10 protein-coding genes are annotated in these 23,587 nt (G+C 46.6%); all 10 read right to left on the reverse strand.

Translation table 11 applies throughout. The features are described from left to right. Positions 1-69: 69 nt before the first annotated feature. The 10 genes from QFZ81_RS23600 to QFZ81_RS23645 all read right to left on the reverse strand — a co-directional run bounded on the left by QFZ81_RS23600 (position 70) and on the right by QFZ81_RS23645 (position 23,584). Positions 70-993: a carbohydrate ABC transporter permease gene (locus QFZ81_RS23600; RefSeq protein WP_307440983.1), complete on the reverse strand. Its 924-nt coding sequence runs from the start codon at positions 991-993 to the stop codon at positions 70-72. Between the two features lie 85 nt (positions 994-1,078). After that, positions 1,079-2,059 (reverse strand): ABC transporter permease, encoded by a 981-nt coding sequence (locus tag QFZ81_RS23605; RefSeq protein WP_307440982.1) that lies wholly within the window; start codon positions 2,057-2,059, stop codon positions 1,079-1,081. Positions 2,060-2,146: 87 nt separating this feature from the next. After that, the gene (locus QFZ81_RS23610) at positions 2,147-2,896 is read right to left on the reverse strand and encodes a type 2 periplasmic-binding domain-containing protein (RefSeq protein WP_307605025.1); all 750 of its coding nucleotides are present in this window, start codon (positions 2,894-2,896) and stop codon (positions 2,147-2,149) included. A gap of 70 nt (positions 2,897-2,966) precedes the next feature. Beyond that, a complete protein-coding gene (locus QFZ81_RS23615) occupies positions 2,967-3,827 on the reverse strand; it encodes a type 2 periplasmic-binding domain-containing protein (RefSeq protein WP_307605027.1) in 861 nt (286 codons plus the stop codon). A 115-nt stretch (positions 3,828-3,942) separates the two neighbouring features. Beyond that, complete coding sequence (locus QFZ81_RS23620) at positions 3,943-5,397, reverse strand: response regulator transcription factor (RefSeq protein WP_307605030.1); 1,455 nt, start codon at positions 5,395-5,397, stop codon at positions 3,943-3,945. A gap of 2 nt (positions 5,398-5,399) precedes the next feature. Beyond that, the gene (locus tag QFZ81_RS23625; protein WP_307605032.1) at positions 5,400-7,145 is read right to left on the reverse strand and encodes a sensor histidine kinase; all 1,746 of its coding nucleotides are present in this window, start codon (positions 7,143-7,145) and stop codon (positions 5,400-5,402) included. A 339-nt stretch (positions 7,146-7,484) separates the two neighbouring features. Continuing rightward, the gene (locus QFZ81_RS23630; protein WP_307605034.1) at positions 7,485-9,557 is read right to left on the reverse strand and encodes an AbfB domain-containing protein; all 2,073 of its coding nucleotides are present in this window, start codon (positions 9,555-9,557) and stop codon (positions 7,485-7,487) included. Positions 9,558-9,803: 246 nt separating this feature from the next. After that, entirely contained in the window at positions 9,804-15,563 is a 5,760-nt protein-coding gene (locus QFZ81_RS23635) for a LamG-like jellyroll fold domain-containing protein (RefSeq protein WP_307605036.1), read from the reverse strand. A 183-nt stretch (positions 15,564-15,746) separates the two neighbouring features. After that, positions 15,747-21,761, reverse strand: coding sequence for an OmpL47-type beta-barrel domain-containing protein (locus QFZ81_RS23640; RefSeq protein WP_307605038.1), 6,015 nt, complete (start codon positions 21,759-21,761; stop codon positions 15,747-15,749). 455 nt (positions 21,762-22,216) lie between these two features. Then, the gene (locus tag QFZ81_RS23645) at positions 22,217-23,584 is read right to left on the reverse strand and encodes a glycosyl hydrolase family 28 protein (protein ID WP_307607009.1); all 1,368 of its coding nucleotides are present in this window, start codon (positions 23,582-23,584) and stop codon (positions 22,217-22,219) included. Positions 23,585-23,587: the final 3 nt, after the last annotated feature.

Raw genomic sequence — 23,587 nt, forward strand, 5'->3', positions numbered from 1 at the left:
AAGCTTTTTAGACGGTCATTTTGATACATATCTGGCATTTTGGGTCATCTTCAAATAATTACTTTTCCTTTATTCTTTTACAGAACCGAGCAGCACGCCTTTAATAAAAAACCTTTGCGCAAAAGGGTATATAATTACCATTGGAATCGACGCCATGACCATCGACGCCAGTTGAAGGGTTCGGGCTGTAACGGTTCCTTGGCCTTGAACTTTGGAGTAGAGATCCGCGATAGCGGGATTGTTGGCATTCACGGTGTTAGCCATCTGTTCAAGCGCATCAGTCGACTGAACCAGCTTTAAGATCAGATACTGCAGCGTCTGTAAATCACTGGATTGGGTGAAATACAGCGTCGCTCCGTAATCATTCCATACGCCAACAGCCGTGAAAACCGAAAGAGCAGCCAAAACCGGCTTTGATAACGGGATAACAACGCGGAAGAATATGGTGAATTCATTCGCCCCATCCATTTTGGCCGATTCAAACAGAGAGATGGGAATCGCTTTGAAATTCGCATTGAAAATAATAACGTTCCAAAATCCGCCAAAAAGGGCAGGAATGATATAAACCAGATAGCTATCATACAAACCAAGCCAATTCATTAACATAAATGAAGGAATCAGCCCGCCGCCAAAATACATGCTTGCAAAGCCTACTCCCGCATAAAACCATTTGCCTTTTAAATAAGGACGGGAAAAGGCGTAAGAAAACATCGCCGTATACAAAATAGAGACAACCGTTACAATAACAGTTCGCGACCCGCTTATCCATGCAGCCTGAAGGATCCCCGGGTCCGACATAACCGTCTGCCAGCTCGCCCATGTAAATTCCCTTGGCCATACAAATATGGGACCACGCACAAGATCGTCGCCTGTATTCAAAGAATTTGCGACAGAAAACCAAAACGGATACACCGTCAATAGCATCACAAACAGCATGATGAGGACATTCGATACAGTAAAAATGCGATCTCCCCAGCTCCTGCCTCCGACCATACCGGACTACCTCCTAAAAGTTATTCGCGCTGCTTCCATGTAGTATCTTCTATGCAAGCGAAAAACTCGCTCCGGAAGCATACGCTTAAAACAAACCTGATTTTGTAAGTCTTTTTGATAGAATGTTCGCTCCAAGCAATAGCGCAAGCGCAAATATCGATTTCATCAAACCGATTGCCGTAGCCGGAGCAAACTGGAACTGTTGAATCCCTGTTCGATACACGTAAGTATCTATAACCTGACTTGCAGGCAAGTTTAATGAGTTTTGCAGGACGTAAATCTGCGTAAAGTTATTGTTCAGCATGCCGCTCACTGCGAATATGATCAGAATCATCACGGTAGGCAAAATGCTAGGCAGCGTGATGTGCATCATCCGTTTGAAACGGCCCGCACCGTCAATTGCAGCAGCCTCATATAAAGACTGGTCGATGCCTGCAATGGCAGCCAAATATAAGATGGCGCCCCAGCCTATTTCCTTCAACAAGGATGTCCCGATAGCAATGCCCCAAAAATAATCGGGATCACCCAGAAATTGAATAGGTCTATCGATCAAGTCCAGTTTCAGGAGCATATAATTCACGATACCGCCATCTGGATTCAGCAGCGTAATAAACAATCCGCCAAAGATAACCCACGATAGAAAATGCGGCAGGTACGTGACGGTCTGAATCCATGATTTAAACTTGGGATTCCGGATCTCGTTTAACAATAAAGCGAACATCAGGGTTACCGGTATCCCTATCAGCGACCCCAAGAGATTGATTCCGAGTGTATTTTTCACCATCGGCCAAAACTCAAAGTTCCGAAAAACAAACATAAAGTTCTCAAAGTTGTTCCATTGACTCGTAAAAATGCCTTTGACTCCAGTAAAGGGATCGTAGGCCTTAAATGCCATCAACAGCCCGTACATCGGGACAAAGTCGAATATGACAATAAGAATAATTGCAGGCCACAGCATGGTCTTGAGCTCCAACTGGGTGCGAAGATCGTGTCCAAGCCTGAATGATTTCTTGCTTTTAGCTTTTGCTAACGGGATGTGTCCCTCATAGGCGCTTTTCGCCATCATTATCCCTCCAGACAAACATTGATAGTGCCAAAGTGCAGCATGCGAAGGCACCCGCACTTTGGCACTATTCATCGGTCAAATCATAAGTTATGAATTAACGCCTTTTACCGTTACGCCCAGTTCTTTGAACCTCTTTTGGACTTCTGCGTCTACCGCTGCATCAAGCTCATCGATCTTCAATTCCTTCAGTTTGGCGATATATTCGTCATAGAGCTTGTTGAACGTTGCCTCGTCCTTCGCCAAAACCATCTTGGAAATCTGAGCTTGGATGTATTGCTGCACTTGATCTTTTATCGTTTTATTTTTGCTTCCGACCGCATAGAAATCGCCAGGCATTACCATTACAGAAGCATTATATCTGACCACTTCCTTTCCTTTCGCGAAAGCGGTCCGTGCCTCCACTTCAGCCAATCCACCGGCGCCAGACCTTTTTGTAGGAGCCGGCATCACGCTTTCAAAGAATGACAAATTGGTGAATTGCCAGAAGATATCTAATGCTGTTTTGGTGCTGTCCTTGGTGTCTTGTATCCCTTTGTCAGTTTGTACGATGAGACCTTTGTCATTTTTCGTATAATGAACGCCTTCAATGCCCCAGTGAGTGAGTGTCATCCCTTCAGGACTGGCCATATAGCTGAGCCATTTCGCCAAGCGTTCCGGTTCCTTGGCTGATTTGGAAATGAAAGTTTGCATCCAGCCTTCCCCTGGTTCAGACCAGTAAGGGAAAGTAGGTTTTGTGCCTTCGTTCGACAAGATCGGGCCAGGAGAAACCCAGAAATCAAGCTTATCAAATTTAGCGCCAGCCATATTGCCGATGAAGCTAAACACACGTCCAGACAAGAAGTTTGCTTCCATGGCTGCATTATCGGTTGTTAACTGCCCAGCATCGAAGTACCCGCCTTGAGCTGCCTTAAACAGAAATTGAATGGCATGCTTGTTTTTCCGGAGTTAAGAGAACATCTCTGGCTTTCCCTTCTTTATCAATCGGCATGGCCCCAAAAGATCGCTGAAGAAGTTGGAGCGACTCGCCCTGATAGTTCTTGCCATTCAACTGGAGCGGAATGACAGCCTGGCCGTCAACAGTCAGCTTCATGTCCTTCACCTTTTTGAGAGCCGCGAGGAAACCATCCTCGGTTTTCAGATCGTCAAGCGTAAGGCCTGCCTGCTTCATGAGATTCTCGTTGATCAAAACACCTTTGTTTTCTGAATACTTTGCCACATCTGCAAAGTAAGTGCTTGACGGAGGAAATGTCTTCTTCGCATCATCACTGCCCATATGACTCGGAATGGCGTACCAGTCGCCATCTCGTTTGATAAGCTGCTTCTTTACATCAGCAGGAAAACTCTTCAGCAAATGGGACTCCGGATCATATTTCTTAAGGAATTCTTCCAATTTCCATACCTTGCCGGATTGAGTCAGCTTCTTAGACATATCCGGGCCTACAGTTGTAATGACGTCCGGGAAAGCATCCGATGATGAAACCATCAGCAGACTCAATTTTGTATCGCCGTCCTGAGCCGGAATATTGTAGCTGAAAGTGAGCCCCGTCTTTTTCGTAAGTTCGCCCGTAACAGTTCCAGGCTCCGTGTTCCATTGAGGCGGGTTCCAGAATCCTGCTGTAGAGAACCAGTTAACATTAACCGGCGCCGCTGGCGTCTCGGTTTTCGCCGCCTTCGTCGGTTCGGCGCCGCTTCCCGATTTGTTGGCGCTGCAGCCCGATAACGCGACTGCCCCTGCCAATGTCAATACTGTAAACAATCTCAACTTCATAATCGACGACACCCCTGCCCACGCATATTTGTTTGGTACTTCTTCATCTTAGCCCGCTTCGCTATCACATCATATGTTTGATTTTTTTTATTTTGGTGTAGGTTTTAGATAGCGATTACATTTTCCGATATTTGCTTGGCGTAATTCCACAATTTTTTTTGAAAAGCTTGTTAAAATGGAAATAGTCCTTATATCCCACACGCTCTACGATTTCATGTATGGACAGCGAAGAGCCAGACAATAGTTCTTTGGCCAGGCCCATTCTCTTGTTAGTTATATAATCCGTATATGTTATTCCCGTTTCCTTCTTAATAAGGGTGCTTAAATAACCGAGACTGATATTAAATTGCTTGGATAAATCGCCGAGTAAAATATCCTCCGTAAAGCTGGCATTGATATGATCGATAATCTTCTTCGCCGTCTCATTGGAAATCAGCAGCTCTTCGCCGGCTTGTTGCTCGAAGATTGCCTTGATCCTTTCGAATAGTTGCTCGATTGAGCTATAATAACGGACAATTTGGTAGTAGTTTAAATATTCGATTTCGTTAATTACATCGCTGTTGCTATAATATTTAAAAATGAGCGAGACGATTTGATTGTAAATCGTGGATATTTGGTCGATCAACATGTGCCGAGCCTTGCATTCCTCACAAAGCTCGTCCAGACCTTTATAAATTTGCTCCTGTTTTTGTTCTTTAATGGCTACTTCGATATGAAGTATCGTTTTCGTCAGAGCTGCGGCAAGTTCAGTCGTTTTATAATCGACCATCTGTCGTCCCTGCCCGAAGAAAGAACTGAACAGGGCAATGTCCGATTCCTGATAAAGCTTGGCAACGGGTGTAGAGAAAACACCTATGCTGCTTATTCCGATACACTCGGTACCGGAAAGGTTTACCGAGATGAAATCCAATAAACCGATCGGATTCTTGCATTCATCGTAGTTTAATAGAATGGAGATTTTATTTTGCCCTGTACGAAAGCGGATACACTTTATCCCGTTACTCGTTATAATTCCATCCCCGGCTTCTGAAAGCGTTGTTTGCGGATATAAACAACTAATGAACCGATAATGAGGAAGTACGAAACCAATTCCTCTATTTGTTAAAAAATTGCTGATTTTAATTTTGTTATCGGGCTCAAATAATTCGAATAGATCATCCAGGAACAAATCCAGTCCTTTGTACGCTTTTTGCTTCTCCGTCAACACGCTTTTTAACCGCAATAAAGTATCGATGAGCTTGTCTTTATCGACCTGCTTCAACAAATAATCAAAGGCGCCGAGTCGGACCGCTTTTTGCGCATACTCAAACTCCGCATAGCCGCTAATAAGAATGACATTGGTATCCAGCTGCTTCTCATTGATTTGCTCCAACAGCTCAATTCCGTTTAAACCCGGCATTCGAATATCGGATATCACGATCTCAGGTTTTTTTTCCAAAATCGTCTCCAGCGCCGTTAACCCGTTATACGCCTCTCCGATCACGGTATAGCCCAAGCTCTCCCAATCAATCAACGCTTTTATCCCGTATGCGACCCACGGCTCATCGTCAACAATCAATACGTTGTACATGGTTATTTGTCCTCCAGTTGTTCGGAATGGTCCTGCGCAGGGAAGGTGATACTGATCGTTGTACCCAAATGTAATTTACTTTGTATGGTCATCTCAGCCTCATCACCGTAAAACAACTTGATTCTCCGATAAATATTGGATAACCCAATTCCTAGTTTAGCATCATTCTTCGAATAGCTAGGTGTGTCAAATTGCCGCAGGCAATTTAGCAGCTCCTCAAGCTGCTTATCTTCCATCCCGTATCCGTTATCTCGGATTACGTATTGAACTTGGTTCTGCGCAATCTTTTGCACCGTAATCAGAACGAGGCCGTTGTCGATTTTTTTCTCTAATCCGTGAAAAACGGCATTTTCCACAATCGGTTGAAGCAGCATTTTAAGCGTCCTCACTTCCAACAGGTCCTCATCCGCTTCGATTGCTACTTGCATTCTTCCCATAAAACGAAACTCGATTATTTTCGCATATTCTTTGACATGCGAGATTTCATCCTGAATGGTTACGAAATCGTTCCCTTTGACCGAGTATCTGAACATATTGGATAAGGATGTCGATATATCAGCAATTTCCTGAACTTTGTAATAAAAAGCGATAGCGCGGATACATTCCAATGTATTGTACAAAAAGTGGGGGTTAATCTGATTACGAAACGCGGATATTTCCATCTGTTTTTTCGTGATTTCGATTTCGTACATCTGCTTTTGCGTAAGCTGAATCTCTTTGCTTAGGGTATCAATTTCATCCAGCATTTTATTCAAATTAACGGCGAGCACGCCAATTTCATTATGATGGACAACGTTGAAGCGGTTTTCTCCACCCTTTTTCGGGTAAGATTTCATAAATTCCATTAAGGCCCTTACCGGCTTTAAAATACGGTTGTAAAAAATAAATAAAAATAGACAGAGTATACTAAACATGATGATATACGTCGCAATGTTGAGTCTTTGAACGACAGCCAATTCCTGCAACAGTTCGTCCTTCGGAATCACGCTGATCAGCTTCCATCCGGTACGGGACAGCATCATCGTCTGTACGATATATCGTTTATCATTTTTCCAATCCTCTATATGGAATATATCGAAATCTGGCGAATTCCCTTCGCTGGCCACGATTTTGTTTTGTTGATCGAGAAGCAACAGCCGAGAATTTTTTGTGATTTTTCCGCTTTTCAATATATTATTATAGTTATTTACATCCATAACAAAAACACTTGTACCTCTGTAATCTCTGGGAATGTTACTTTTCAGATTATAAACCGGAACGGAAATGGTGTAGTAGGGTCCCATGTAGGCTAAATCGGGATTTGTCAAAACCCCTGAATACTCTATGCTTTCCACCTGATATTTAACGGATTCGCCGGTTCCTGCTCCGATATTGGCGATCAACGTCCCTTCCTTGTTGAAAAGCTGGATGCCTCTAATATTTTCTTTCAGAGTAATGGTGTTGCTGAACACCGAAATGATTTCACTGTTCATTAGGATCATCGATAAGGTATCCGTCGAACTCATGTAGGTTTGAACCGTCGGACTGTATAGCAGAGATGTTGAGATTCCCTCCATGTCCGAATAAAAGCTCAACGTTTTTTCTTCAACCTGAAGAAGTATTTTGCTAACGGAGTCCGTGACCTTCCTCTCGATAATGCGCCCTGCAATATTGTTCGAAATGACAAATGAAATCAGAAGTATGATCAGCATGATCAAGATCAAATAAAGGACTTGCCGGATAAGGCTAAGTTTTCCAAATCGGCCCATGAGTCTCATTCCCCACTTTGCTACAATTAGCTTACTGATATTCTTCGAGATAGACAAAGAGACTATCCCTTGCTCTAACGATGGAATAGCCATGTACGGTTAATTTGCCTATTATATCTTTTAGTATTTTCACAGTTAACTCTATCAAAATGAAAACGCTCTATCTATTGCAATATTATTCGATTTCATCAGATTTCTTTAAATCCGCCTGCAATATCCGCAAAAAAAGGGAGGATGGCAGATTTGCCGTCCTCCGATATCCATATTTCTTCCAGAGAGGTTTCTTGTCTTAATGAATTCCTGATTGATACTGAGGCACTGTTACGGAAGCAACCGTATCTAAGGAGCGACTTCAGTGAATGTCGCATCGGCATCAAACGTCGATCCTGATCCGGCCTGAGCATACATCAGATAATTGGAGTGGCGCAGATATTTGGTCGAATCCGTCCACATTTGGTAGGACGATTTTTGAGCGTCCGCCAATCCTGCCACGCGACGGAAGGTTGCATCATTTTTGAAAGTTGTCGTGCTATCGTTCGAATCCAGCCAAACTTCTCCATTGGATCGGACTCGCAGGTAGCTCCCAGGGAAGTTGATGGACTCGAACGAAACTCCCGTCGAATCAGCCAATCCGGTAACCATCTTGAACTGAGAGTCTTGAACCGGAGAAACATTGGCATCTATCTGTGCACGATAGTTACTGTGACGAATGTAACGGTCCGGAAAGTTATACGATTGCAAGCGAACGTTTACGGATATCGGCTCGAGCCTCCACTGCTCGTTATTGCCAAGAACATATCGCCATTGCTGGATAAGGGCTCCATCTGAGGTGGAATTGCCTTCCACGTCTGCTGGTTTGTTGCTATGCACGGGGGTGAGGCGGTGATAGCCGCTGCCTACAGGGAGAAAAGCAAATTTCTGATTGTCTCCGCCAGTGCTGCTCCACAACTCAAATTTGGCGCCATGATCCAGAGACCCACTGGTTATATCCAGATTTTTACCGCTCCGCACATCTTTAACACTATATTGGCCGCCGCCAAGATGGGTAACCACCCATTGTTGATTAGTTCCTCCATTAGGTGTCCATTGCTGTACTGCTGAACCATTTGCTGTTCCGGCTGCATCCAGAGCTTTGCTGGTACTGCGCACGATGATCCGATAAGTGCCGTCAGGAATATTACCACCGGGAAGAGTTGCAGTTCCGCCGCTGCCGGACGGCCGGGTATAGAGAAGTGTACCGAATCCGGGCTGGTCAAATGTCGAGCCATAGGAAGTGTTTGGACCGCCTTCAGGTCTCACGAGTTGGGCGCGGGCGGCAATATTGGGCACCGACAGCCCTTTGCGGTTGGCGTAATGGTTGTATATCATTTCCCATATCGGACGTAATTCATTACGGCTGGCATCGGAAATCACGGTTTGTGTTTGAATGGCGCCGTTGGTGCCGGAGCCCCATTCATAGGTCGCAAACGGTACCTCATTGCCGTTGTTATATTTGGCCACGTATTCGGCAGCGCGCATGAAGCGGTTATTGGCCCACCCATACAAGTCGTCGCCTTGATTCCAAGCCATTTCATTTATCGAAGCCATTAATCCGATCCCCAGCTGTGTGTGCGCCTGGTCGCGTCCAGATTCCTGCCACTGTGCGAGCCCACCCGGGTGCAGGAATGGAATCGCATTATAGATGGAACCGTTTCCAGCGCCGTTTTTAAAATATTCGACTCCTATATCGTAGATATCCCGGCGGTCACAAAAAATCCCAATCGCAACTGTCGCAGCCATATTACTCAGATCCCAGTTCGCAAAGTAATTTTGGATGAACGAGTCGTTGTGATCCCCGCCGTATTCATTACCGATAAGGAAGCGCTCGTTAAGAGGCTTGTAAAATACATTCAATAGCATGTTTTGCATCTGGGTCACGTTGAAACCGGAATAGCCACGCATAATCTCTGACACGTTAGCCAGCTGATATCCGTAAAGTCCGGAAGCCAAATAGCGGTCGGCATTGCCGGAGATCGTCGTAAGTGTGGACGACCAGGCGTTCAGAATGTTGCGCGCCGTATCTCCGTTAGCCGTGTTGCCGTTGATCTTCCATAGTAAGGCATTCTGGTAAGCGCGGGCAATATCGATGTATAACAAGGATACATTGTCGCCATCGCCGCCGCGAATGATCGTATCCGTAGCACGCGGGGTCCAATTGGATGAAGAAAGCGGGCTGCCCACCAGTTGATTATAACCGTCCAGATACGGCTGTGTGCCCGCGTTAACCATCTGCTTCATACGGTCGAAATCTGCCTGTGTATGCAGTATGCCAGGATGTACAAAGGCAGTAGCTGCTTGCCCTTTATTAACATAGCCTATCATGCTCACCAGAAGGCTTAAAATAATTGAAACCGCTAAAATCTTCTTCATCATAAATCATCTCCTTTTTGTATTGAACACTCATAAAGCCTTTTTTTTGCCGCAGCTGCTTTACCTGCAATTCTCCTATCGCATCCCTCCCTTGCAAAATATCAACCTCGCCCTAATACCGGCCTTGCCGAATCAGGGTGTATGAAAAACTCCCTCTCGTGCAATTGGAATGTTTATTTCCATACTGTCTGCACAAGAGGGAGCTGAAAAACAAAAGGCTATTACACTAAGCAAATTTGATACGTCATTTTATGGAGTAAGCAAATACTTGGCATCCCGAAGCAAGTAGCCTGCGGCTTGCACAGAGATATGCTTGCTGCTTTGCGCCCGTACTTCGCTTACGAAATCGGCCAGATTGTTCGCGACCAATTTACTTTGCAAGCTGTTTGCGATGCCAGCGTTATCGATCCATCCGGTAGTCTTAAAGCGTGTGACCAAGGCCTGCAAGGATTGGATACTGGTCGTAGTCTGGAACATGATCGTCTGGCTGCTTGTATTCCCTGCCAGGTCGCTTGCTGTTACGACCAGCGTGTGCGAGCCGAGAGGCAGCGTATAGAGTGGAATAGTCGCTCCTTGCTGTATGCCATACGTATCCAGCGTAACTGTTGTCTTGCTGCCATCAACTCCGGACAAGTTATCGCTCAGCTCAATGATCGGAGTCATATCCCCGGAATCGTTGAACGTTCCGTATACCACGCCGGAAACCGTAATCGCAGGTAGAGTCGCATCCAGATTGAAGCTAATTGTTTTGGCCTCTTCAGCATTGCCGGCATTGTCCGTCGAGCGGTAGCTCATGGTATATTTGTCATCTTTGTCGAACGTTAACTCCGACGCATAAGCCTGCCATGTGCGTCCGCCGTCCAGACTGTACTCGGTTTTGGCTGCGCCCGACAGATTGTCATAAACGCTAAGGACGCTAAGGGTAACAGTTACAGCGTGTACATACCATCCGTTCAGCCCGTCCGGCTGAGCTGGTGAGACAGCAGCCGTCGTCACCGGCGGCAGCGCTTTCAGCGCGGCAATCACATCCGCGGTAGCCGTATCAATGATCTCCTGAGACGCGGCAGCCGGCACAGCATTCATTTTGTCAAGTGCACTCTGTAGGGCTTGCCATTGATCCGCCGGGTACTTCGTGCCGTTCAGCGCATTGGCTTCCGAATTCAAGACATTAATCAGGGTTCGGTCGATCGGCTTCTCGAAGAACTCAAGCTCGGCGACGTTCGAGCTCCCGCTCGGAGAATAGAAGCGCAGATAACGGAAGGCCGTCGTATTCGTAATCGCGCCTGAATTCCATGCCAACGCACCGATGCCGTTAATCGTATAAAGATCGGTCCAGTTCGTTCCATCGCCCGAACCTTGAATGATCGAGCCGTTGATCCGGGGCACAAAATTGCTTCTCGGATAGAACCTGACGCTGCCGATTGATTTGGCATTGCCTTCTCCCAAATCGACGAGAATCCAGCTTGGGTTGGCCGTGGCATCGGTATAGGTGCCCGTATTGCCGTCAAACGCCCGCCATCCGTTCACTGCGGCCGACCCTGCGCTGGCGTTAGGCCAGGCTACAGTGGAAGCAACGACCATCGAAGACGACACGTCAACTTTCGGCGCAGTGAGTGTGATTGTTGACACCAGCGCCGCTTCGGCTTGAGCGAGCTGCGCGACAAGCGCCGCTTTATCGGCACCCGGCAAAGCGAGCGCAGCTTGGATCCGCTCGAATTCCTTCTGATACAGATAGTAGCTGCCCTTGGTATAGCCGTCCGGCTTCAACATGCCGAGATTGACCTTAAATTGGGCCGTTTGGCTGATCTTATACAAGCCGTTGCTCACTATAAAGGTGACAAAGTTGTCGCCGTAATTCGCATGAGCAGGAGTCCATGTGAAGGCGCCCGTGACCGAGTCTAGCGCCGCGCCCGAAGGCAGCTTGGCTGCGCTGTAGGTCAGCGTGGCACCAGTCGGATCCGTTGCTCTTACCTGATACGTAAACGCCTGTTTTGACATAAGCTCCACAGTTTCATTGGAAGCGATGACCGGTTGACCCTTAACGGTGATCTTGACGGTACGGGAAGTTGTCCCTCCGTTCGCTGCAGCAGTTAAGGTTACGGTATAGACGCCTCCTTGCGTTCTGTCCGGTGTCCATACGACGGTCCGCTTATCCGCATCGAAAACCGCTCCTTGCGGCAGTCCGCTGACACTGAATACAGTGCCGGCAACGGAATTCAACGGATGCAGCTTGAAGGTAAGCTGATTACCCGCTATAACGGTTTTGTCCGCTACGGGAGCGATCGCCGGAACGCCCGGCAGATAGATCAGACCTTCGTAGGCCGCCCGTAAACTATCGGCTGCAGCATCAAGCTGAGCCTGGCTTGCGCTAGTATTTGAGGCGACAGCTTGCGCCGCAGGGATAGCCTGCTGCAAAGCTTGCACGCTGTCAGCCGTATAAATGCCGGCATTGCCTGCTGCAGCAGCTCGATCCAACAAGAACGTGAGCAAGCTGTTGTCATACCCAACTCCTGTTTGGGTATACACGGCCCCAATCTCGGCATCACTTAAGACGCGATTGTATACGCGGAATTCGTCGACCATGCCGTTAAACTGCGGATCGGGAAACTGGCTTTTGCCGATGTAGTTCGTGCCAGGCATGAAATCGCTCGGTTTGATCGTGAAGCCGCTTTTGGTCGTCTTCAGTTCGCCGTTCACATACAGCTTCGCCGTACCGCCGCCCAGTGTCACCGCCACATGCGCCCATTGATTGGCCGGCATTTGCGCAGTTTCCACGGATTGTTCGTTGCTGCCGTTCTTGATATCGAAAAGCAGCTTGTTACTGCCCGATCTCGGCGTAAGGAACATGTATTGATTGGTGTTGTTGCCAAAGTCGAAGATCCGCTGCCACTGGCTGCTTCCCTTCCAGTACACCCAGGTTGCCAATGTGATCTCGTTGTAATTGGACATAGGGTGAGAGGCCGGCAGCATAACGTAACTATCCGTTCCGTTCAGGCTGATCGCTTGCCCAACCTTTCCTGCCGCGTAAGCTTCGGTTCCAAAGACAGTTCCGTCAGTGGACGAAGAAAACCCGAACGTATTCTTTGCGTTTCCTTCGAACGAATTCAGCGACGTTGTGTACGGTACCAACAAACTGCGGGCATCATAAATTTCGTTAATCAGCTCTTGCTCGGTATAATCGGGATTGCCGACTGCGTTCTTCACATATTCCAATTCTTTCTGGAACAGATAATAGCTTTGTTTCGTGTAATTTTCGACAGGCAGCTTCGCCGCTTCCACCAGCGCTTCGGCAATAGTGCCCGGAATTTTATCAACCATCTCATGGCGCTCTCCAAAGATTCTGACTTCGGACAATTCAATCATGGTGCTCGACGGTTGAATCATTTGAATTTTCAAGTATCGGAACTCCTGATTTTTGAGATCATCCTGTACCTCAAGTCTTTGCATATCTTCCGTAACCGTTGTCAGGCCGGGCGTTAACCGGGTCCAATTCACTCTATCATTGGATCCAAATATGGCAGTACCGCCGATCCGTTCGGGGAAACTGGCTCTTACCTGGAGCCCGAAGGCATTGGCCGACACTTTGAAGCTAGGCCCGAAATCCATGAAATAACTCAAATTCTGAGCTAAGTAATATCCTGCAAAACTGCCTGCATAATTATCCAGAAGGTTGGGTAATTGAGTTCCAAAGGTTGAACTAACAAACATATTGGCATAGTGCATGCTTCCGTCGCTTAGCAATGGCGTCAATAATTGAAGACCTTCAACTGCATTGTTCAAGTCCGATAATTTCTGATAGAAAACATCATCGGATGCGCTGGAGATCAGATTCATGACGTCAGCATACGCCCGATTATAATTATCAAGGGTTGACGAAATATAACTAATATTGGCATTATACGGAGCGATTACTGCGCTTACTGCCGATTGCCGATCATTGGTTACGACAACTATAACATCTTTCGCTGTAACCGTGGTTCCGTCCGACGCCCCCACTACGAAGGAATAGGTTCCGGCTTGTGTCGGCTTCCACGAAAATGCGCCGGTGCTTTCATTGAACACTACACCCTCAGGTTTATTATCAATCTGATAAGTAACTACATCGGTAGCACTCGCGTCTGTAGCAGAGAAATCGTAATTGATCGTTGCCTGAGACCCGGCATAGGTAAATAAGTGTACAGCTTTATTTCCTGCCGAAAATACCGGAGGCGTCAGCAATGTTCCTGCTTGATAATTAAGGTGGTCAATGTCAACCGTAGTGCCGGCTCCAATTACTTTGAAATACGCAAGGTCACCCAAGCCCTGGAAATCATTCATCTTATAGGTCACATATCTCCACTGCCCCTTCGTATCCGGCAGCGTCAACGTGTCGTTAATACTATAGCTCATTTCCAGTTTGGTTACCCCATTGGTCCGAATCCTGAATCCAATGGTTTTCTCGCCGGTGCCTGCACCTACGAGCGCAATTTTGCTTCCCGCTTCCGTCGCTTTGATCTGGACGAAGGAAGTATCTCCCTCTTGTTTTGTGGTAGAATTACTGTCAAAAGCCGTGTAACGATCTTCAATTTCTCTCAATGGTTCCGTTATTGTTTTTACAAGATACTTTGTACCCTCAGCCTCAGCTGCTTTAGGAATGAAGAGCCAGAAATCTCCTCCTCCATCTACTCCATCCCAAAAGTAAATCACTCGGTCAGCGAACATTTGGGTAAAGTATGGAGCTCTTTCTTCCATATTGATTCCCTTGACATACTTATAGTAATAGAATAGCTCCCACGTATTTTGAGTCAATCTTCCTCTGTATTGCTGTGACAGTTCTTTATAAATGATAGTTGGATTTCCATTGGCATCGGTATGTGCCGCCACAGGAATCCATGGTGTATCATAACCGATCATGAACTTGGCAAAATATTCAGCAGCGTCCAGGATTCGATCATTCAGAAATTCGTAAGGTCCTACAGCATTCGGCGCTGTGGAAATAGTCCCCTCTACCGGATCGACTTTTGTTCCCTGGGCAAGCAATAAACGCGCCAAAATTTCCGCATTGGTGACGTCTCCGGCGCCATGCGCCTGGTCCCGGCCCATTTCGACATGCTGAACTACCGGAGGATTTACCGTCTCACCGGTTAAGTCATTTTTATCCACCAATCTGAATAGTTGCTTGATAGCGCCGTTTTGACCCTGGTCTACAGCGGTCTTGTTTACGGTAAACCACTCAACTCCCTCGTTATACCTGTCTTTGTTGCCGGTAAAAATATAACCTGCCATAGCTCCTATCAGCGGATAAAGATGCTGGTTCATAAAGCGGTAATTCGTATGCTGAAAGGTTTCGATTACCGGAGTGATCAGATTAGTCGTGAAATCGGTCGTATCTTTATCCGTCCACTTCAGTTCTTCTGTTTGAGTGCTTGTATACCTTAAGATTTCCGCAGCGGTAACCATACGGTTGAGAGGGATTCCCGTGTGAATATGCGCATCTGTAAAATATACGTATTTCGCAGGGTCCATCTGCGACCAAATGCGGATCATATGCATGGCATTTGCTCGATAAGTCTCATCACCGGTTACAACATATAAAATAGCCTGGGTATAAGCCTTCAAAGCATCGGCTATAAATTTAGAATCAAAACCCTGGCTATTAAAAGCATCACTAGCTGGTTTCGTAGGATCAGTACCGCTCTGATTGCTGGACGTGACGGTCTTTGCAGCGGCAGAAGATAATAGCATTTGATTAAAATAAGTATTCCAAGGTTCCTTTTGCGCCCTTACCTGTGTCCTCAAATTTTCAAGGATATCCTTGGTAAGTCCGACACCGGGATGTTTGAAACCGCTTGCATCGATGACCTCATTAATCGTTGGTTGATAATCCGTAATCATCGATTGAGTTGTTGTTTCCGCAGCAGCTACTCCCGCCGCTAAAGGCAGAATCATTGCCATTACACAAATGGAAACAAGTAAAGACAACATACTTTTAAGACTATTTCCATATCTAAGCCGTTTCCGAACCTTCATTATGCATTCCTCCATTTAATTAAAAAATCAACCAGAAACAGAAATTCAGTTGCGTTGTGCCGACATTAGCACCTCTCGATTATGGAGGCTTCATGGTAATAGATGCGCACAGAAAGAGAAGATTTATTGAAACCGGGAGGAAGACATGAATGCTTTCCTTCCGGTTTCATGTGATTCTACTTATTAATTGCTGGATTGATCGTGAGGCACGGTGACGGTTACAGATACAGCCGTTTTGTTGCCCGCTTTATCAGTTGCCGTGTACGTGATGGTGTAGATATTCCCTCTTTCCGCACGCACGCTGAATGAAGTGGCGGCTGTACCGAAATTGGCAAGAATATCGCCTTTACCGCTATCCGGTCGATTGCTTGTGATGGAGGTTAACACCACAGATTCAACTCCTGAACCGTCGTCGTTCGAAAGTAGAGTGGCATTGATAGGCACCATGGTATGATTCGGCGGCCAAATCGACGTCTTGTCCAACTGGACAGATAATACAGGGGCTGTCTTGTCCACTTTGAACTCAATCGTTTTGAGTTGTTCTACATTGCTGGCTTCATCCGTACTGCGGTAACCCACCTTATAAGCTCCTTCACCAAAGGCAGGAATGGATCCGGTGTATACCACCCAGTCACCGTCATTGATCTGGTACTCCGTTGTCACAGCTCCTCCATATACACTGGCGTATACCGATAAGCTAACGGTAACATCCGATGTGTACCAGCTGTTCTTGCCGTTTGGCGAAGCAGGGCTTAAAGTTGCGGTGGTAATAGGAGCAATCTTATAAATGTTGCTTACAATTATGCTGGTTACATTCGATACATTGCCTACAGCATCCATTCCTCTTGCATAAACGGTGTCATTGTCTGAGACAACAACGGGATCCGTATAGGCCGTCCACGGGCCGCTTTCACCCACTTTGTACTCCTTCATCGCTGCATCGGACGGATAGGTGGCCGTTACGGTAACACCTTGATTGGTCGGAGCTGTGGTATCTATGACCAAAGTCGCTTCAGATGGTGCAATACGGTCGATATTGCCGACCACATATTGGGAGACGTTTGAGACGTTGCCCGCAGCATCCGTAGCTTTTGCATACACCGTGCTATTTTCGGAGATAAGCACAGGAGCGCCGTACGCGGTCCAAACGCCGTTATCGCCTACCTTGTACTCCTTCACCGCAGCATCGTCCGGATAGGTGACCGTTACAGTCACATCCTGGTTAGTCGGCGCTGTAACGTCGGCGGACAATACGGCGTCCGCAGGCGGCATCCTGTCGATGTTGCTTACGGTATAGTGGGTCACATTCGATACATTGCCCACAATGTCTTTGCTTTGTGCATAGACGCTAACATTGACGGATGTGGTCACAGGCGAAGCATAAGCTGTCCATGTGCCGTTATCTCCTACTTTGTACTCCTTGACCACCACGTTGTCCGGATAGCTGATCGTCAAGGTGACATTGCCATTGGTCGGATCTGTCATGTCAGCTGTGAAGATTGCGTCCGAAGGTGCTGTCTTGTAAATGTTGCTGACCGTGTAGCTCGCCACGTCCGAGACATTGCCTGCAGCATCCGCACTTCTTGCATACACCGTTACGTTGTCGGAAACAGTTACAGGAGCAGTGTACACGGTCCATACGCCGTTATCCCCCACTTTGTACTCCATCACCGCCGCGTCAAGCGGATAGTAGATGGTCACATGAACATCTTTGTTGGTCGGCACTGTAATATCTGCATACAAGCCGGCCACAACAGGCGGAGTAGTATCGGCGATATTTACAGTGACCGTATGCTGCTGCTCCACATTGCCTGCCCAGTCCACGCTCCAATACACGATCGTATGCGTTCCCTCGGTGGTCAACGTAACCGTGTTCCCGGTTTGCTGCGCGCCGCCGTCTACTTTGAAGTAGGTTGCCGCAATACCGGAGCTTGCATCAACGGCATTGAGGCTTACCGTCGAATTATTGTTGACCGATCCCTGCGATGCATTATCGGTTGTTACCGGAGGCGTCACGTCCGCTGCTTTCACAACCCCATGGAATCTCACTTCAGTCATATTCCCGTACCAAGTGTTTCCATTGAAAATCCGGATATAACGGTACGGTACTTTACTGGCAACCGCTAAGGTTTGCCAATCCATCGTTTTTCCCGCTGCTGCTGTGAGCGTCGTCCATGTCGTATTATCGTTGGAGCCTTGGATCACGGTACCACTAATTCTCGTATAATTGGTATCTTGTCTTGCAATCAACTCCACATTCGTCAGCGTAGCTTGATTGCCTGCCTTAAAGTCAAAGATAATGTAACTTCCCGTTCCGGAATTGTTGCTGCCAATACGGAAATCGGATATCGTACCTAAATTGCTGTCAAACAGACTATTCACCTGTGATAAGGTTGTTGCTGCAGATCTGCCTGAAGTAGAATCGATTAAATTCGTGATGCTGGTCACATTTTTAATCGCATCCGACTCGTCAACAAGGTATAGCGAAGTGCCGTCACTTGTAGAAGAGGCCGGGTATCCGTCCTTTCCATTTTGCTGCTTGTAATTAATGGCGAATTTCACGGTTCCCGCTGCTGCGCCTTGAGGTATGGTCGCCGCGGCCGTAAAGTTGATATTATCTGTCGTGCTGACCGTTGCAGCCTGGCCTTGAATCGTGACATTGACGGTATTGATCGCTTCTTTTGCTGTGAAGGCTAATTTGACTGTGTTCCCCGGAACAATCCTCTTATTAAGGTTCTGACTCGAGCTAATTGAAGCCGACTGGATTTTGTTAATGGATTCCTTCACGCCATACAATCTCAGTTCAGCCATATTCCCATACCAATTGTTCCCGTTGGTGATGCGGATATAGCGGTACGATTGTGTGCTGTTGATCGTTAAGGTCTGCCAAACATCTGTCTTACCTGCTGCGTTAGAAATGGTGGTCCAATTCGTATTATCGTTGGAGCCCTGAACCACGGTACCGCTGATTCTGGTGTAGTTACTATCTTGCCTTGAGATTACGTCGACCTTCGAAAGCGTTGCCTGGCCACCTTCCTTAAAGTCGAAGGTGATATAGGCTCCGTATCCGCTGCCATTTAGCCGAAAATCCGTTATAGTGCCTAAATTGTTGTCAAACAATGTACTTGCCGTTGCCAGCAGATCTGTCTGGTTTCTTCCACTGGAATCTATTAATGTGGTAATATCCAGCAGATTGCTGATCAGCCCTGTCTGGTCGGCAATGAATAAGGAAGAGCCGTCAGTTGTGAAAATGGCTGGTTCGGCATCAATACCTGCAGCCGTTTTGTAGTTGAGGTTAAATTTAACTGTACCTGTTGCAACACTGCTATCGACTACCCACGCAGCAGTCCAGTTCAAATTGTCGGCAGTAGTAACCGTTGCAGGTTGCCCTTGAATCGTTACATTCACATTATTAATCGGTTCTGTCGACTGGAAGGACAATTTCACTGTATTGCCTGCAACAATTCGGTTTTTCAAGCTCTGATCCGAGCTGATGGAAACCGACGAAAGCTTGTTTACCGCCTCATGACGTTCTCCAAAGATTCTGAATTCAGCCACTTCAAGCATGGAACTCGATGGTTGAATCATTTGCATTTTCAAGAAGCGGAATTGCTGATTCTTGAGGTCATCTTGCACCTGAAGAGTTTGCATATCTTCCGTAACCGTTGTCAGGCCGGGTGTTAACCGTGTCCAAGTCTCTTTATCATTGGATCCAAACATGGCAACACCGCCGATACGTTCCGGAAAACTGGCTCTTACCTGAAGCTGGAAAGCAGTTGCCGAAACTTTAAAGCTAGGCCCAAAGTCCATGATATGACTCAAATTCTGAGCTACACAATAACATACAAAGCTGTCAGGAGTATTATCCAAAAGGTTTGGCACTGCAGTGCCGAAGGTTGAAGAAACAAACATATTAGAATAATTCATGCTTTCGTCGCTTAACGACGGCGTCAATATTTGAAGCCCTTTAACTGCACTGCTCAAGTTCGCCAGTTTCTGATAGAACACATCATCAGACGCACTTGAGATCACATTCATCACGTCAGCATTCGCTTGATTATAATTACTAACAGTCGAACTAATATAAAGTGTATTGGCATTATACGGAGCGATTACTGCGATTACTGCTGATTGCCGGTCATTGGTTGCTACTACTTTTACGTCCTTCGTTGTAACCGTAGTTCCGTCTGACGCCTCAACTACGAAGGAATAGGTCCCCACTTGTGTCGGCTTCCACGAAAATGCTCCAGTGCTCTCATCGAACACGGCACCCTCAGGCTTATTATCGATCTGATAAGTGACTACATCGGTTGCACCTGTGTCCGTTGCGGAGAAATCATAATTGATCGTGGTAGTAGACCCTACATAGGTAAATACATTCAAATCTGCACTTCCCGCCGTAAATACCGGTGGTGTCAGCAGTGTTCCTGCTTGCACATTAATGTGGTCGATATCAACCGTCGTGCCAGTGCCTTTAATAGTGATATAAAGGAGATCGCCCAAGCCTTGGTAAGCATTAAACGCATAGGTCACATATCTCCACTGCCCCTTGGTATCCGGCAGCGTTAATGTATCACCGAACGCTTCCATTTTAGCTACGCCATTGGTCCGAATCCTGAATCCAATGTTTCTCGTCCCGTTACCGGAACCAACAAGCGCAATTCTGCTCCCCGCTTCCGTTGCGTTGATCTTAACGTAAGAAGTCGCTCCATCTTGCATAGTAGCAGAGTTGCTGTCGAGCGCCGAGTACCGGTCTTCAATTTCCCGATATGGATCTACTATAGGCTTCACAAGATACTTGGTACCCTCAGCCTCGGCTGCCGGGGGGATAAAGAGCCAGAAATCTCCGCCTCCATCTACTCCGTCCCAATTGTAAATCACCCGATCAGAGAACATTTTGGTAAAGTAAGGAGCTCTTTCTTCCATATTGATTCCTCTGACATACTTATAGTAATAGAACAGCTCCCACGTATTTTGTGTCAGCCTTCCTCTATAACCACCTGCCAGTTGTTTATAAATGATGGTTGGATTGCCGTTGGCATCGGTATGTGCCGCAGTAGGAACCCACGGTGTATCGTTACCCAACATGTAGTTGGCAAAAAACTCAGAAGCGTCCAGGATTCGGTCATTCAGAAATTCGTAAGGACCTACAGCATTCGGCGCTGTGGAAAGCGTCCCTTCCACCGGATCTACCTTGGTTCCCTGGGCAAGCAATAAACGCGCCAAAAGTTCCATATTGGTGACGTCTCCGGCGCCGTGCGCTTGGTCGCGGCCCATTTCGACGTGTTGAACTACCGGTGGATCAACCGTCTCACCTGTCAAGTCATTTTTAGTCACCAATCTGAATAATTGCTTAATGGAGCCGTTTTGCCCCTGGTCTACAGCCGTCTTGTTAACGGTAAACCACTCTACGCCCTCATAATATCGGTCTCTGTTGCCGGTAAAGATATAACCCGCCATAGCACCAATTAGCGGATAAAGATGCTGGTTCATAAAATAATTGTTATTATGCTGTAAGGTTTCGATGACCGGCGTAATCAGATTGGTCGTAAAATTAGCCGTATCTTGATCCGTCCACGCAAGTGATGCAGTTTGATAGCTGGAATATCTCAAGATTTCCGCTGCGGTAACCATACGGTTGAGCGGGATTCCCGAGTGAATATGCGCATCGTTATAATACGCGTATTGCCCAGGATCCATCTGGGACCATATCCGGATAATATGCATCGCATTGGCCCGGTAAGTCTCATCACCGGTTACAACATACAAAATCGCCTGGGTATACGCTTTCAAAGCATCTGCAATAAATTTGGATTCAACGCCCTGACTATTAAATGTATAAGTGCCCGGTTTCGTAGAATCGGTGCCGCTCTGATTGCTGGACGTGACGGTCTTAGAAGCGGATGAAGAGGTAAGCATCGCGTTAAAATAGGTATTCCAAGGTTCTTTTTGCGCCCGTACCTCGGTCCTCATATTTTCAAGAACATCCTTGGTAAGTCCGACACCGGGATGTTTGAAACCACTCGCATCGATGGTCTCAGTAATCGTTGGTTGATAATCCGTCATCATCGATTGTGCTGTTGTCTCTGCTGCTGCAGCTACTCCTGCCGATAAAGGAAGGAGTGTGGCCATAAAAGTAATGGAAACAACGATAGACAAAATGCGCTTAAACGCATTTCTGAAAGTAAGCCCTTTCATTTGTACTCCCCCATTCATTCTGCTATGCCTTGGTGTTAACATTCATAAAATCATCGCCCCAAAACTTCAACGTGAAGTCTCGTATTGCCAATACAATTTTATCGAGGTAATCAGCAGTAGATTGATTGCGCTTACTATTTCTATCCCCCTTCAAATTCAAAAACCTCAACCTCTTAGCTTACAACTAGTACGGCCCCTAGATAAGGACAGTGCTCAAACAACACCTCCACAAAACACCTTTTTTTACAACAATCATATAAGCATCTTTCAGCACTTTCACAATGAATCCTATCAAAATGAAAGCGCTCTATCCATTGCAAAATTATTCAATTTCATCAGATTTCTTTCAATTTGACCGATCGCATGCTAAAAGGGGCGCAATATTTCAGGGCTATCCCGTGATCTTGATACCGGGATAGCCTTCTACTATTGAATTGAAATTAGTGAGCCAAACATTATATCGAATCTTTATTTTGAATGATGTTCACATTATGAACATAGGACCCTATGAGGATATCCTCCGAATCTAATTTCAACGGTCGGCCGTTTACAATAACATTCTCAAAGGTTACGCCGTCCACAACCCGGGTTTCATCGAACCCCTCAATGCGGGACGGATTTTCGCAGATACCATTAAAGACGATATCTTTAAAGTGGATATTCTCTACCCGTTTTCCCGGATGTGGATTATATTTCGGATTATGAACGACCCGGATGTTAAAAAGCTCTCCGAGCTCAAATTGCTCGACCCGGATATTTTCATACCTGATGTTTCGGATTGTATTATTGTCCCCTGGATTGATGGCCATACATCCCCAATAATCGCGCTGTGGTTCGTGATGCTCCAAAATATCGATGTTCTCAAACACGATGTTTTCAATGACATTTCCACCGTTTTCGGAATCCCCATGGGTTCCGATATTCATGGGATGGGCAACATCCGCCCAAAGGATCGAGTTTCGAACCGTAACGTGCCGGCTGTCTCCGTCAAACTCCCCGCGGTGTCCGTATATGGCAATACAATCATCGGAAGTTCGCAGAAAGACGTCGTCGATGTCAATATGAGAACAGGACATCATGTCGATGCCGTCCGACCAACCTCGGGTACTGAACGTCTTAAGGTTACGGATTGAGATATGTTCGGATTGTCCGATCAGTACGGTATAGTGTGGTGGATCAACCGTGATAATTCCTTCTATCGTGATGTTCTTTGAGAAGGTAATCTGAACTCCACGATAATAAGTGGTTTTTTCAAAATCCGACATATAGAGCAGCCCCCTGCCCCTTATCGTCACATCATGTACATGCTCGCACACTAACGCCCCTACAACAACGGCACCTCCAGCGATATAAACCGTTTTCCCGGAGGGAATGTGAAATTGGGGCTCCTCCAAAATATGTATACCCGGTCCAAAGTAAATCACATCGGGATCTGCCAGATCGGGAACGTTCTCTTCCAATGGATTTGCAAAAATGTGAAGATTATGGAACCGATCTCCATTCACTTCCAATGATAATTTACGCGGACGATCAAGTATGAACGCCACCCGGTTACCGTTATAGGCACAATCGAGCCCAGAAGATAAGGGGCGAATCACCGCTTCCTTTACAACCCCTATGTTCTTTAACACCTCTACTTCGACGGGTCCGGAGCAATCGAAATAAACCATGGAGGCATTCCGCACGTCATGCATATCGACCTTCACGTTATAACAAAATAACTCCTGCCACTCTCCGTGTAACGTGCGAACCCGTACTGTGAAATCGGAATTCCCCGCCGCTTCTGCCGGTGCAGGATATGTGATCAAATCATTTTGAACCATCTT

This window comes from Paenibacillus sp. V4I9 (assembly GCF_030817295.1).
Taxonomy (GTDB): Bacteria; Bacillota; Bacilli; order Paenibacillales; family NBRC-103111; genus Paenibacillus_E.